The sequence below is a fragment of the Mycobacterium kyogaense genome (assembly GCF_003254575.1).
GTDB classification, from domain to species: Bacteria; Actinomycetota; Actinomycetes; order Mycobacteriales; family Mycobacteriaceae; genus Mycobacterium; species Mycobacterium kyogaense.
Genome location: NZ_QJUA01000026.1, coordinates 1 through 13,922 on the forward strand (window position 1 = coordinate 1; position 13,922 = coordinate 13,922).

The window sequence follows — 13,922 nt, forward strand, 5'->3', positions numbered from 1 at the left end:
CCGTCGCTACGACACGCGCGCCAGTCCCGGCATCCGAGACCAGCACTGACCGAGGAAGCGGCGGCCGCAACGACGGTTGAGGCCGCCGCTTCACCCTGCCCACTTGACAAACCACTCCCCATATCAGCATTCCGGGCTGCGATTGGGCGCCCAGTACGACCATGGCTTCTCACTGGCGACGCCGGCACTACCCTGGGCTGCCATGGCGCGCGATGGCATCGTCCTGACCGACGAGTTCCGCCACGCGCTCGACCGGCTCGCCGACGGCGGGAACGTGTTCCTCACCGGTAAGGCCGGCACCGGTAAGTCGACGCTGATCCGCCGCTTCCTGGCCGACACCGATCGCAGCGTCGTGGTGGTGGCACCGACGGGGATCGCCGCGCTGAACGTCGACGGCTACACCATCCACCGGCTGTTCGGGTTCCGGGCGACGACGACGCTGGCCGACGTGCGTGGTGGCGACTACCGGCCTGGCCGCTTCACGAAGACGCTGGCCACGTTGCAGACGTTGATCATCGACGAGGCGTCGATGGTGCGTGCCGATGTCTTCGACATGATCGCCGCGGCGCTGTCCCGGTTCGGTCCTGCGCCGGGCACGCCGTTCGGTGGCGTGCAAATCGTGCTCGTCGGTGACCTGTATCAGCTGCCGCCCGTGGTCACCGAACACGAGACCGGCTTCTTCGAGAGCACCTATGAGACGCCCTACTTCTTCTCCGCGCACTCGTTCCGTCGCGACGACTTCCCGACCGTCTCGCTGACCACGGTCTTCCGTCAGCTCGGGGACGACCGGATGACGGCCATCCTGAACGAGATTCGCGAGGGTGTGCTCCTCGGACACGCCCAGGATCAGCTGAACGCCCGCGCCGACAAGGACTTCGTGCCGCCCGACGACGAGTTCTGGCTGACGCTGGCGCCCACCAACCGCCTGGTGACCGCGCGCAACCGCCAGCAGCTCGAGCGTCTCTCTGGTGACGAGTTCGTCCATCAGGCAAGGATTTCCGGTGATCTTAGCCTGTTCGACCCACCCGTCGAGGAAACGCTGCGCTTCAAGGTCGGCGCCCAGATCATGATGCTGAACAACGACCAGGGCGACCGCTGGGTCAACGGCAGCATCGGCCGCGTGGTCGGGGTCGGGTACGACCGCTACGGCGCCGTCGTCGAGGTCGAGTTCGCGGACGGTTCGGGCGCCGAGGTCGCGCCGTTCAGTTGGGAGGCCACCCGACCGGTGCTCGACGGCGGGTCGCTGAGCCGTGAGGTGATCGGGTCCTACACGCAGCTGCCGTTCAAACTGGCGTGGGCGATCACGATCCACAAGAGTCAGGGTCAGACGCTGGACCGTGTGGTCGTCGATCTGACCGGCGGCATGTTCTCCACCGGGCAGCTGTACGTGGCGCTGAGCCGCTGCACGTCGTTGGCCGGGCTGGTCCTGAAAAGGCCTGTGCTGCCTAAGGATCTGAAGACCGATCGGCGGATCGCACGCTTCCTCCGGGGCGGCGACGACAGCGCAGGGCCGCGCCGGTTCTGCGCGTTCGGGATGCTGACGGTGGGTGACGAGGGCCGGATGTCGCGGCCGCGGCCGGTGGAGCTCGCGGTCGCGTTCGACGACGGCACCGCGGTGTCGACGTTGATCAACCCGCAGCGCGATCTCGCCGATGCGCGGTCGGCGTACGGCATCACGGTGTCGGATGTGCTGCTGGCGCCGACACTGCGTGAGGCGTGGGCGGTGATCGCGCCGATGCTCGCGGGGTTCACCCCGGTCGGTTCCGGGGTCGACGAGCAACTGGGGTTGCTCGATTTCGAGCTCAAGCGGCTCGGCTACGTCACGGCGATGCCGTTGGGGGTGGATGTTCGTGGCACGCGCGTCACGGGACGCACCGCGCTGGAACGGGCGGAGGCGGCGCTGGCGGCTCGCCGGGACGCGGTGAGCACGAAGGGGGCGACGGCGTTCGACGAGCCCGACGCGGTCGAGTCGGCGGGGCTGCTGGTGACCCGGGATGCGGCGGCGCCGACGCCGGCGGCCGAACATCTGCCGGGGTTGTCGGCGCTGCTGCGGATCAGCCGGGACGTCGGGACGGTGCTGCTGGGTGCGCAGCCGGCGCAGGACGCGGGGTCGACATGGGACGCGGCGGCGCGGCAGTCGGTGGCCGATCAGTTGCGCCGCGCGGCCTCGCGGGTGCGGGTGACCGATGAGGTGCGTGCGCGGCTGCGGTCTGCGTCCGAGCTGCTCGGCGTCGATCTCACCGCGGACATCGCCGGCGATGCCGAGGAACCCGACATCGGCGCCGTGCTCGCTGCGGGCACGCGGATCTGCTTCACCGGGACCGCGCAGGATGCGGCGGGCCGCATCGTGGAGCGTCCGGAGATGGAGGCGTTGGCCGAGGACGCGGGGCTGGTGCCGGTGAAGACGGTGTCGAAGACGCGGTGCGACGTGCTCGTCACGGCGGAGGCCGGTACACAGTCGGGTAAGGCGCGTAAGGCCGCCGAGTACGGCAAGCCGGTGTTTCATGCCGAGGAGTTCTTCGCCTGGCTCGCCAGCCGCTGACCGCGGGCACAATGGCGAGCGTGCCTGTTTCCGCCGCTTTCGCGTCCGACAACGCCGCACCCGCGCACCCGGCCGTCCTGGAGGCGCTGACCCGCGCCAACACCGGGCCGGTGCCGTCGTACGGCGACGATGACATCACCGCGCAGGCGGCCGCCGCGCTGCGGGAGGCGTTCGACTCGCCCGATGCCGAGGTCCTCTACGCCTACACAGGCACCGCGGCGAACATCATCGCGCTCTCGTCGGCGGTGCAGCCGTGGCACGAGATCCTCTGCAGCGACATCGCGCACGTGCTGATCGATGAGGCGGGGGGCCCGGTGCGGCTCTCCGGCGCGCAGTTGACGTGCCTGCCCAGCGCGGACGGCATCATCGGGACCGACGAGTTGGATCGCCGGGTGAGCAGCCGCGATCCGGTGCATCATTCGCAGCCACGCATCGTGACGATCACGCAGTCCACCGAGAACGGCCGCGTCTGGTCGGCGCCCGTCATCAAGGAATTCGTCGACCACGCGCACGATCTCGGCCTGCTGGTGCACGTCGACGGGGCGCGGGTGGCCAATGCTGTTGCCGCGCAGCAGGTCGCGCCGATCGACGCGGTCGGCGACGCGGACATCGTGACGGTCGGCGGAACCAAGAACGGCTTGATGTTCGGCGATGCGATCCTGGTGCGCAGACCCGAGCACTTTCCCGGTATCGGGTTCGTGCAGAAGCAGATCGGTCATCTGGCGAGTAAGCACCGGTATGTGGCGGCGCAGTTCCTGGCGCTACTGTCCGACGATCTGTGGCTGCGTGGTGCCGGGCATGCGAACGCGATGGCGAGTGCGCTCGGTCGGGGGCTCGAGGCGCTCGGCTTCAGCTTGGCCTCGCCGGTCGAGGCGAACGAGGTGTTCGTGCGGCTCGACCCCCTGGCAATCGAACGGATCTCGAAGTCCTATCAGGTGCATCAGCCTGATCTCGGGGAGCCGGTGTGGCGGCTGGTGTGTTCGTGGGCCACGACGCAGGACGAGGTCGACGACGTGCTGGCGACGCTGCGCTGACGGTGGTCGAAGACCGTTCTCACTCCGGGAAGCCCGACGCGTAGTTCTCCTTGACGACGTCGAGGTGCACCCAGCTCTCGACGGCGGTGACCCCGGGCAGCCCCCGGATCTCGTCGACGACATCGACGAGCTGAGCGGCCGAGAACGCCCGCACCGTCGCGAGCACATCGCATCGACCGACCACCCGCGCGACGAAGATCGCCGCAGGCATCGCGCGAAACGCCGCGATCACCGGCTCGGCAGGCCCGGCCAGCCGGATCCCCAGACCCAACGCGCTTTGGCGATCCTGGCCCGAGTGACGCACCACTGCACCGACACGCACCACGTTGTTGGCCACCAGCCGCACCACCCGCCGCCGGGCACCGGCCGCCGAAAGCCCTACGGCGGCTGCCAGATCGACGTACGACGCACGCCCGTCGTCCTGCAGCGCGCGCAGCAACCGGCGGTCCGTGTCGTCAATCGTCACGCCGACCTCTCCGACCGGACCGATGACGTCACGCACCACCTCGACATACGACAGCGTGTCCACGCCGGCGACGTCGGGCAGTCCGCGCACCTCGCCGATGGCGCGATCGATCTCGGCCATCGAACGGGCCCGAAGCTCGGCGACGATTCCGTGGGCCCCGCTGGTCAACGACAGGAAAGCCACATCGCTGCGCATGGCGAGCGTCCGCGCGATCGGCGCGGACCGGCCCGTCACGACGATGCCGAGGTGCGCCAGCGCGCCACGGCCGAGCACCGCGGGGTGGACGACGCCGCGCACCACGACCTGCCTCGAACTGAGCAATCGGTGCACCCGCGTCGCCGCTGCTGAACGGGACAGACCGACCGCCGCGGCGATCTCGTGATGCGTCAATCGGCCGTCGTGTTCGAGCAAACCGACGATCGCACCGTCCACCTCGTCCAAGATTTTTCCGCCTCACCCCGCGCGCACATGGTGCGCTGTCATCGCCCGATTGTGCCATCAAACGACGGTTCTGACCGTCCATAGCGGCATTTCACGACGACTGCGCGGGACCACGTGAGCGATGCGATTGCGGACCGGCGCGGCCGGTTCTAGCGTTGTCCCGGTGACCTCCGCCACCGGTCGCGCCGCCCCACCGAAAGCCACCGAGGTCGAGGTCCGCGGCGTCGAGCCCATTCCCGATGACGAACGCACCGCCGGTCCGCTCGATCTGTTTCGGCTGATCTTCGGCGGCGCCAACACCATCGCCACCGTGGTGCTGGGCACCTTCCCGATCATCTTCGGGCTGTCGTTCCGCGACGCCCTGCTCGCGACCCTGGCAGGCCTGCTGCTGGGCGCGGCGATCCTCGCGCCGATGTCGCTGTTCGGGCCGCGCAACGGCACCAACAACGCGGTGTCGTCGTCGGCCCACCTGGGCGTGCACGGCCGCGTCGTCGGCTCGTTCCTGTCGCTGCTGACGGCGGTGGCGTTCTTCTCGATCTCGGTGTGGACATCGGGAGACGTGCTCGTCGGCGGCGCCCACCGCGCGATCGGACTGCCGGACAACGACATCGCCGTCGGTGTCGCGTACGGCGTGTTCGCGCTCCTGGTCCTGGTGGTGTGCATCTACGGGTTCCGATTCATGTTGCTGGTCAACAAGATCGCCGTCATCGCCGCCACCGTGCTGTTCCTGGCGGGCATCTTCGCCTTCGGCGGCACCTTCGATGCGGGCTACACAGGCACGGTGACCGCGGGCGATCCGCTGTACTGGCCGTCGTTCGTCGGCGCGGCGTTGATCGTGATGTCGAACCCGGTGAGCTTCGGTGCGTTCCTGGGCGACTGGGCCCGCTACATCCCGCGCGACACCCCCTCGTGGCAACCGATGCTCGCTGCGTTCGGCGCGCAACTCGCCACCCTGGTGCCGTTCCTCTTCGGACTCGTCACCGCGACCGTCGTCGCCACCACCGCACCGGAATTCATCGACGGCGGTGACTATGTCGGCGGTCTGCTGGCGGTGTCCCCGGGGTGGTACTTCGTCCCCGTGTGTCTGATCGCGTTGATCGGCGGCATGTCGACCGGCACCACCGCTCTCTACGGGACGGGGCTGGACTTCTCGAGTGTGTTCCCGCGCTTCAGCCGGGTACAGGCCACCGTGTTCATCGGCACGCTGGCGATCGTGTTCATCTTCGTCGGACGCTTCGCGTTCAACGTGGTGCAGAGCATCTCGACGTTCGCGGTGCTGATCGTCACCTGTACGGCGCCGTGGATGGTGGTCATGATGTTGGGCTGGTTCACCCGTCGCGGGTGGTACGACTCGGATGCGCTGCAGGTGTTCAACCGGCGCCAGCGCGGCGGCCGCTACTGGTTCAGCCACGGCTGGAACTGGCGTGGGCTCGGGGCCTGGCTGGTCGCGGCGGCGGCCTCGATCTGCTTCGTCAATTCGCCCGGCCAGTTCGTCGGCCCACTGGGTGATCTCGCCGCCGGGATCGATCTAAGCATCCCCGTCGGCCTCGGGCTGGCTGCGGTGCTGTATCCGCTTGCGCTGCGGCTGTTTCCGGAACCCGCAGACGTTTTCGGCCCGCAGGGCCCCCGGCTCGTGCCCGCCGGGCCGGCCGCCAACACCCCTATCGTCTCGGAGGACTGAGTCATGCCTGTCGGACCCGTCGATGCGTCTGTCACCCCCCGCTATGCCGGACCGGCGACGTTCGCGAAAGTGCCTCGGCTCGATCAGGTGACGTGCGCCGACATCGTCGTCGCCGGTGTGCCGTTCGACTCCGGGGTGTCCTACCGCCCCGGCGCCCGGTTCGGCCCCACCTACGTGCGTGAGGCGTCGCGTCTGCTGCGGCCCTACCACCCGGCGATGGACGTGTCCCCGTTCGAGCTGGTGCAGGTCGCCGATGCCGGAGACATCTCGGTGAATCCGTTCAACATCGACGAGGCGATCGAGACGATCGAGGGTGCGGCCGCCCAGCTGACTGCCGACGAGACCAAACTGGTGACCATCGGCGGCGACCACACCATCGCGCTGCCACTGCTGAGGGCCGCCGCAGCTAAGCACGGGCCCGTCGCGCTGGTGCATTTCGATGCCCATCTCGACACCTGGGACACCTACTTCGGCGCGGCCTACACCCACGGCACCCCGTTCCGCCGCGCCGTCGAAGAGGGCATCCTCGACACCGAAGCGCTCTGCCACGTCGGCACCCGCGGCCCGCTGTACGGCAAGAAGGACCTCGAGGACGACCGCCGCTTCGGCTTCGGCATCGTCACCTCGGCCGACGTGTACTACCAGGGGGTGCGGGAGGTCATCGACCGACTGCGCACCCGGGTGGGCACGCGACCGGTGTACGTGTCGATCGACATCGACGTCCTCGACCCCGCGCACGCTCCGGGGACCGGCACGCCGGAAGCCGGCGGCATCACCAGCCGCGAGCTGCTGGAGATCCTGCGCGGCTTCCGCGGGGTGAACCTCGTGGGTGCCGACGTGGTCGAGGTGGCACCCGCCTACGACCACGCCGAGATGACCGGGGTGGCCGCCGCGCACGTGGCCTACGACCTGGTGTCGCTGCTGGCTCTGGGAGCGCAGGGCTGAGCGTTCAGCTCGCGCGTTTGCGTTCGCGCTTGACGCGGTAGAGGTCGCTGTCCGCGCGTGCGATCAGCGCCTCCAGGGTCCGCGCATCCAGCGGCTGGCCCACCGCCATCCCGGCACTGACCTGGACCGGGCCCCCGGCGGCCAGCTGCTGCGCCAGCGCGAGCGCGCTGGTTTCGTCATGACCGGACAGGACGACGACGAATTCGTCACCGCCCAGTCGTCCCACGATCGCCTGGTCGGGCAGCTCCCGGACCCAGTTCCGCACGAGCTGGGCCAGCACCCGGTCCCCCGCGGCATGGCCCGCCTGGTCGTTGAGCACCTTGAAGTCGTCGATATCGAGCGCGACCACGGCCAGCGTCTCGCCGCGGCGCGCCGCCCGGGCCATCAACTCGGCGGCGCGGCGCTCGAGACCGGTCCGATTCCACGCTCCGGTCAACGGGTCACGCAGTGCCGCGTCGTACAGCGCGGCGAGCAGCACCCCGACGATCTCGGCCCCGGCGACGATGCACACCGCGAACATCCCGTACCACTGAACCGGCACGTCAGCCGGCGCCACCGCCAGTGCCACACCCGAGAAGGCGGCGATGACGACCGCCACCACCCGCGCCGTGGCGGGCCGGTGCCACGCCCGGACATAGATCGCGCTGAACATCAACGGGACCACCGACCAGACCTGCGCCGCGTCGATGTCGTGAAAGAGCATGGCTGCCAGCGGGACTGCGCACATGCACGCCACCGCGAGCCCGTAGCGGAGCCTGCCCAGCGGCGCCCGGGCCGCCACCGCAAGCCCCACCACGCAGAGGGCCACCGAAATGATCTCGCCGCGTGCGGAACTCATTCCCCATGCGCTGGCGACGGAAATCAGGTAGAGGAGGAGGAGCACGCCGAGGTAGCCCAGCAGCATGCGGCGCTGCAGACCCGCGGCGAAGTCCATGACCGTCCCCTTTCTTCGTCCATCCTGTCTCATGCGGTAGGGTGGTGACACGTCGGCCGCGTCGTTTCGCAGCCGATGCGTCGTGAAACGCTCGCCATCGACAGTGGCGCCGGCACCGTTGCCAGGCCGCCCCGCCCGATGGCCCGTGGACCCACACAGCTCGTGTCACGGCGATCGATAGTGCCCACCGGCACTCTCGCCACCCTGTGTTGAGGACCGCGCCCCATACTGCGCCGGCTCGGCACACCAATGCCTGAAAGGCACTCGAAAGTTGAACAGCGACAAGACCTTCGCCGATCTCGGCGTGTCCCAACCCCTGATCGACGCGCTCTCCTCGCGCGGCATCTCCGCCCCGTTCCCCATCCAGCAGGAAACGCTGCCCGACACCTTGGCCGGCCGTGACGTGCTGGGCCGCGGCAAGACCGGCAGCGGCAAGACCCTTGCCTTCTCGCTGCCGCTGGTCAGCCGGCTGGCCGGCACCAAGCGTCGCCCGTCGCGTCCGTCGGGCCTGGTGCTCGCGCCGACGCGCGAACTGGCCACCCAGATCTCGGCGACACTCGCACCGTTGGCCGCTGTGCACGACCTCACAGTGACCACGATTTTCGGGGGTGTGTCACAGCACCGCCAGGTCGTCGCGCTCAAGGCCGGTGTCGACATCGTCGTGGCCTGCCCGGGCCGTCTCGAGGACCTGATGAAGCAGAAGCTGGTCAGCCTCGACAGCGTGGCCGTCACCGTCATCGACGAGGCCGACCACATGGCCGATCTGGGCTTCCTGCCCGGCGTCACCCGCATCCTCGCCGCCACCCCGGCCGACGGGCAGCGCCTGCTGTTCTCCGCCACGCTGGACAACGGCGTCGACAAGCTGGTGAAGCGCTTCCTGCGCAACGAGGTACTGCATTCGGTCGACAGCCCGGAATCGCATGTGCCGGCGATGACGCACCACGTCTTCCACGTCGCGGGCCCGCAGGACAAGAAGGATCTGGTGCACCGGCTGGCCTCGGGCACCGGGCGCCGCATCCTGTTCATGCGGACCAAGCATCACGCCCGCAAGATGGCCAAGCAGCTCACCGAGGCGGGCATTCCGTCAGTTGACCTGCACGGCAACCTTTCTCAGCCGGCACGCGATCGCAACCTGGCCGCATTCAGTTCCGGTGAGGTCCGCGTGCTGGTGGCCACCGATATCGCCGCCCGCGGCGTGCACGTCGACGACATCGAACTCGTGGTGCACATCGATCCGCCCGCCGAGCACAAGGCGTACCTGCACCGTTCCGGCCGCACCGCACGTGCCGGCAGCGCCGGTGACGTGGTGACGGTGGTCCTGCCCGAACAGCGCAGGGAGACACAGGCTTTGCTGCGTCGCGCGGGCATCCAGGTGGCTCCTCAGCAGGTGACCGCCACGTCCGAAGCGGTGGAGAAGGTCGCCGGCGAAGTCGCGCCGTACCGGGCCCCGGTCGAGCGTGTGGTCGCGACGTCGCGTCCCGCAGCACCGGCCGGCGCACCGCGCCGCTCGCCCAGCTCGTCGCGTCGGCGCTCGCGCCGTCCCTCGGGCGCCGGAGGCCGCACGCACCAGCGCTAGGCGCCCGTCTCGCGGTGCGGGTCGGCGACCGGTTTGGACTCCGCCGACCCGCGCTCCCGGAGAAAGATCGACAGGCCGACGATTGCGGCGACGGCGACGAATTCGCTCTGCCAGTTCTGCATCGACTCGAACCAGAACTGGGACGTGGTGAGGTAACGCCACACCGAGATGGCGGCCTCGCCGTGCTGGAGTGCTTCGTCGTTGTAAGCCGCGACGCCACCGACGGCATGCAGCGCCCACGACGCGAAGAACAGCACGAAGAACGCGATCGCCAGCGAGTGTTCGTACACGGTCAATGTCGCGCCACCGTGGCGCACCGGCCACGGTGTCTTCGGTGTGATCGGCACGGTGCGCGGATCACGGTCCTGCGGCTCGTCGGTGTCGATCGGTTTGGATTCCGAGGATCCGCGCTGGAAGAGGAACGCGGTGAGGACGATGTACATCCCCATCTGCAGGAACTCCGACTCCCAGTTCTCGAACGTCGCCTCGACGAAGTCGCCCGTGCGCAGATAGCCGAGCACCGACACCGATTCCCGCGAACCGTGCGCGTGCTCTTCGGCGTTGTACGTCTTGGCGCCGGTGACCACCATGCCGGCGAAGAACATGGCGAACAAGCCCACGCAGGCCAGCAACAGTCCGTTGTTGCGGACCCAGCGAGCCCGACCGCGCGTCATCGCTTCATTATCGCAAGTGACGCACTCTTGACGAGCACGTCAGCGGTCTGCACGATGACTGCTGCAGGCGCACCGTCAACAGGGGGGTCCGGTGGGCGCTCAGTCACCAGCAGCGGCAGCCGCACAGCGCATTCTCGCCGGCTGGCCAGAACATGTCCGCGCCGCGGACATCGCAGCGCTGAGCGGGTTGTCCGCTGACGAGGCACGTCCACTCGTCGACCAGTTGTTCGCACGGATGCCGTCCGGCCCGCTGGGTGCCACGGAGGCTGCCCGGCTCCGTGCGCTCATCGACATCGTCACCGCGGTCGGGGTGGTGCCCACGGTCGACCAGGTTCGCGAGCTGACGGCGCGCTACCCGACCGGCGAGGGCGCGGAGTCGGTAGCGAAGCAACTCCAGATCCTCGAACGGATGGCGCTGCAGCCGCCGCCGGTGGACCTCACCGTGCTCGGGCGGCAGATCGGCGTCCCGAACACCATCGTGTTCGAGAACCCCGCCATCGACCTGACGGCCGACGTGGATCTGCGCGACCTCATCGGCGCAGAGATCGACGCGCCGGCACCCGCAGAGCCCGCGGCGGCCGATCCGCCGCCGCCGGAATCGCCGCCGCCCAGCGATCGCTTTGTCAATGCCGAGATCGAGGACCACGACCTGAGCCTCCCTCTCGATGTAGGTGCGTCGTATTCGGTGGCTTTCGACATCAGCAACGTGCAGCAGGTGCTGACCACCTCGAGTCCTCTGATCGTGGTGTTCGCTGATACCGACGAGCCGTTCCGTGAACTCACCGTCCAGGTCGCGTCGGACGATTTCGAGATCCTGGGGCAGGCCCAACGTCCGTTGCAGCTGCCCAGGACAGGTCCGTCGCGCGGCAAGGCTCGCTTCGACGTGTCACCCCGTCGAGAGGGCGTCGCCACGCTCACCGCAACGGTGAGTTACGAAGGCAACTTCCTCACCCAGCTGCAATTGCGTTGCCCCGTCGGGACTCCGGGCCAATTCACGGCGACGACCGAAGGACGTCCCGCCGCGTCGGCGACGGTGCTCAAGTCGCGCGACGTGGGCCTGGTGATCCGCCCCGACGGCAACGGATACCTCTGCAGTGCCATGCGGCCGTTCACCTTCGATGCCCCGATGCCGCTGACGGTCGACGCGCTCGCCGCGGCGGCCGGAAACGCCCGCGCCGAACTGGCGGCCGTAGTCAAGGACGTGTACGGCGGGAGTCAAACGTTCCTGGAGCACATCGACATTCCCGAGGATGTGGAACGACAGGCATTGAAGCGGCTGGCTCGGGCGGGTCGGCTGCTCTACCGTCAACTGTTCCGGCCCGCCGGCGGCGGTGAGGACCTCCGGTCGATCGGTGACTGGTTGACCCGGCACGTCGCGGAACCGAATGTGATGCTCACAGTGCAGATCTCGGCGCGCCAGGTGCCCGTACCGTGGTCGATGCTCTACCTCGGCGACATCGATGACGACGACGCGCTGAGCTGGGACAAGTTCCTGGGCATGCGACACATCGTTGAGCTCTTGCCCTTTCAGCGAATGCCCGCCGACGACGATCCGGAGATCGACAGCCTGCCCGATCTCACGCTGGGACTCAACATCAATCCGGTCGTCAGCGACGCCGCGATCGATCAGGTCGCCGAGCATCAACGGCGATGCGCCGACCTCGCGGCGTCGCGGCAGAACGTCTCCGTCGTCACGCGGTCGGATCGCGCCGCGGTGGTCAGCGCGCTGGCCGCAGAGTCCACTCCCGACAAGGTGACGTACTTCTACTGCCATGCGAAGACGAACGACGCAGACCCCCAACAATCGGCCATCATCATGGGCTCGCAGATCGACCGCTCGACCTTCGCCACGCTCGCGGACCTGACGAACGACGCACCCGACGACATCCCGCTCGCCGGTCGTCCCCTGATCGTGCTCAACGCTTGCGAATCCGCGGACCTCTCACCCCGCTTCTATGACGGCTTCGTCCCGTACTTCCTGTCCAAGGGTGCGCGCGGAGTCATCGGCACCGAGTGCTCGACACCGGTGCTGTTCGCGATCCATTGGGCGGAGAAGTTTCTCGAACGCCTCCTCGACGGGGCCCAGATCGGCCAGGCGCTGCGCGACGTGCGCCTGGAGTTACTGCAGGACAACAACAATCCGCTCGGGCTGCTGTACTCCGCGCACTGTGACGTCACCACCCAGATCACCCCGCCGGTCGCTGCGGCCCTGAACTGACAGGACCGGTCATGCCCTTCATCGACTCCGTAGACCCTCACTACTACCTGCTCGAGATCTGCGAAGACGGGGTGGAGAAGAAGGAGGATGGCACGCTCCTCAGCACTGCGATCGCCGAGGCGGCGGGCGCCGGCGTGACCGACATCTTCATCGCCAGCCACGGCTGGAAGGGGGACTACGACGCCGCCACGATCCAATACAGCAAGTGGTTCCCGAAGGTGGCGAAGCAGGATTCCGACCGCGCCCTGGTGAACACGAGGGTGCCCGGGTTCACCCCGTTGATCGTCGGGGTGCACTGGCCCAGCCTGCCTTGGGGCAATGAGCGCGGCGGCGATGACACTCTCGCGGCCGACGACGACGAGCTGGCCGTAGAAGCCACGATGGACCCCGACGCGCTCGTCGACCGCTATACCAAACGCATCGCGGCATCGCCTGAGGCCATGATGGCGCTGGAGCGCATCGCCGCGGTCGCCGACGACGACACGACCGCGATGCAAATCCAAAGTGGCCACATGCCAGAGGAACTCGAGAAGGCCTACCGGGACCTCTACGAAGCGAGCGGTCTGTCTGGTGAGAGCCCGTCGGCGGAGCCGGGCGCCGATCTGCCCGCCTTCTCTCCGCAGCTGATCGCCGAACAATGGATCACTGAGTTGAGCGCCGTCGACCCTTCCACCGCCAACCCGGGCATCCTGGGCGACGGGCTGTTCGCCTCGGCCAGGGACATCATCCTGTCCCCGGTGCGTCAGCTGTCGTTCTGGACGATGAAGAAGCGGGCGCGTGTGGTCGGTGAGCGCAACGTCCACCGGGTCCTGTGTCAGTTGCAGACCGCCGCGCCGTCGGCCCGGATTCATCTGATGGGGCACAGTTTCGGCTGCATCGTCATGACGGCCGCGCTGGCCGGCCCGGTGTCAGGCGGGGAACGGACGGATCCGCTGCCCCGCCCTGTCGACACCCTCTTCCTGGTGCAGGGCGCGATGTCGCTGTGGTCGTTCGCCGACGAGATCCCCTACGCACCATTCGGTCCCGGGTTCTATCGTGCGGTCCGGGCGCAGCCGCCCGCGGTCCGAGGGGCGGTGGTGACCACGCGTTCCGAACACGACAAGGCGGTCGGCATCTGGTATCCGCTCGGCGCCCGCATCGGCGGCGATCCCACGCTGGGCGTCGAAGGCCCGCCCAAGTGGGGCGGCATCGGCAGCTACGGCATCCAGGGCATCGAGTCCGCGGAAGACGTGCCGATCGTCGACGATGTCCGGCACCAGTACGGCTTCGTCCGCGGCGGCATCTACAACACCGACGGCAATTCCGTCATCACGGGCGGCGACCGGCTCTCGGGCGCCCACAGCGAATTCGTGAACGACGCCGTGGCGCATCTGTTCTGGCAGGCCGTCCTGACGTCTTTGTGACCCGCCGA

Annotated in this window: 10 protein-coding genes; 7 read left to right on the forward strand and 3 right to left on the reverse strand. The window is 68.4% G+C overall.

The window, feature by feature from the left end; translation table 11 throughout:
• The first annotated feature begins 202 nt into the window (after positions 1 to 202).
• Complete coding sequence (locus DMB80_RS17445; protein ID WP_111511011.1) at positions 203 to 2,542, forward strand: AAA family ATPase; 2,340 nt, start codon at positions 203 to 205, stop codon at positions 2,540 to 2,542.
• Positions 2,543 to 2,553: 11 nt separating this feature from the next.
• Complete coding sequence (locus DMB80_RS17450; RefSeq protein WP_111511012.1) at positions 2,554 to 3,576, forward strand: threonine aldolase family protein; 1,023 nt, start codon at positions 2,554 to 2,556, stop codon at positions 3,574 to 3,576.
• Positions 3,577 to 3,595: 19 nt separating this feature from the next.
• On the opposite strand, the gene DMB80_RS17455 is transcribed toward DMB80_RS17450, so the two are convergent.
• Positions 3,596 to 4,474 (reverse strand): Lrp/AsnC family transcriptional regulator, encoded by an 879-nt coding sequence (locus tag DMB80_RS17455; RefSeq protein WP_240431255.1) that lies wholly within the window; start codon positions 4,472 to 4,474, stop codon positions 3,596 to 3,598.
• A 172-nt stretch (positions 4,475 to 4,646) separates the two neighbouring features.
• Between DMB80_RS17455 and DMB80_RS17460 the strand changes: the two genes are divergently transcribed.
• Together DMB80_RS17460 and speB are read left to right on the forward strand one after the other, a co-directional pair.
• Positions 4,647 to 6,164, forward strand: a complete 1,518-nt coding sequence (locus tag DMB80_RS17460) for a purine-cytosine permease family protein (protein ID WP_240431246.1) — start codon at positions 4,647 to 4,649, stop codon at positions 6,162 to 6,164.
• Between the two features lie 3 nt (positions 6,165 to 6,167).
• The gene (gene speB / locus DMB80_RS17465) at positions 6,168 to 7,109 is read left to right on the forward strand and encodes an agmatinase (RefSeq protein ID WP_111511015.1); all 942 of its coding nucleotides are present in this window, start codon (positions 6,168 to 6,170) and stop codon (positions 7,107 to 7,109) included.
• 4 nt (positions 7,110 to 7,113) lie between these two features.
• Here the strand turns inward: speB and DMB80_RS17470 are convergent, their stop codons facing one another.
• Positions 7,114 to 8,043 (reverse strand): GGDEF domain-containing protein, encoded by a 930-nt coding sequence (locus DMB80_RS17470; RefSeq protein WP_111511016.1) that lies wholly within the window; start codon positions 8,041 to 8,043, stop codon positions 7,114 to 7,116.
• A gap of 271 nt (positions 8,044 to 8,314) precedes the next feature.
• Between DMB80_RS17470 and DMB80_RS17475 the strand changes: the two genes are divergently transcribed.
• Positions 8,315 to 9,619: a DEAD/DEAH box helicase gene (locus tag DMB80_RS17475; protein ID WP_111511017.1), complete on the forward strand. Its 1,305-nt coding sequence runs from the start codon at positions 8,315 to 8,317 to the stop codon at positions 9,617 to 9,619.
• On the opposite strand, the gene DMB80_RS17480 is transcribed toward DMB80_RS17475, so the two are convergent.
• Positions 9,616 to 10,293 carry a DUF6766 family protein gene (locus DMB80_RS17480; protein ID WP_111511018.1) on the reverse strand — a complete coding sequence of 226 codons (678 nt, stop codon included), beginning with the start codon at positions 10,291 to 10,293 and terminating at the stop codon, positions 9,616 to 9,618. The genes DMB80_RS17475 and DMB80_RS17480 overlap by 4 nt on opposite strands.
• 91 nt (positions 10,294 to 10,384) lie before the next feature.
• Here DMB80_RS17480 and DMB80_RS17485 point away from each other — a divergent pair, with 91 nt between their 5' ends.
• Positions 10,385 to 12,511: a CHAT domain-containing protein gene (locus tag DMB80_RS17485; RefSeq protein WP_111511019.1), complete on the forward strand. Its 2,127-nt coding sequence runs from the start codon at positions 10,385 to 10,387 to the stop codon at positions 12,509 to 12,511.
• An 11-nt stretch (positions 12,512 to 12,522) separates the two neighbouring features.
• Entirely contained in the window at positions 12,523 to 13,914 is a 1,392-nt protein-coding gene (locus DMB80_RS17490; protein WP_111511020.1) for a hypothetical protein, read from the forward strand.
• Positions 13,915 to 13,922 lie beyond the last annotated feature (8 nt).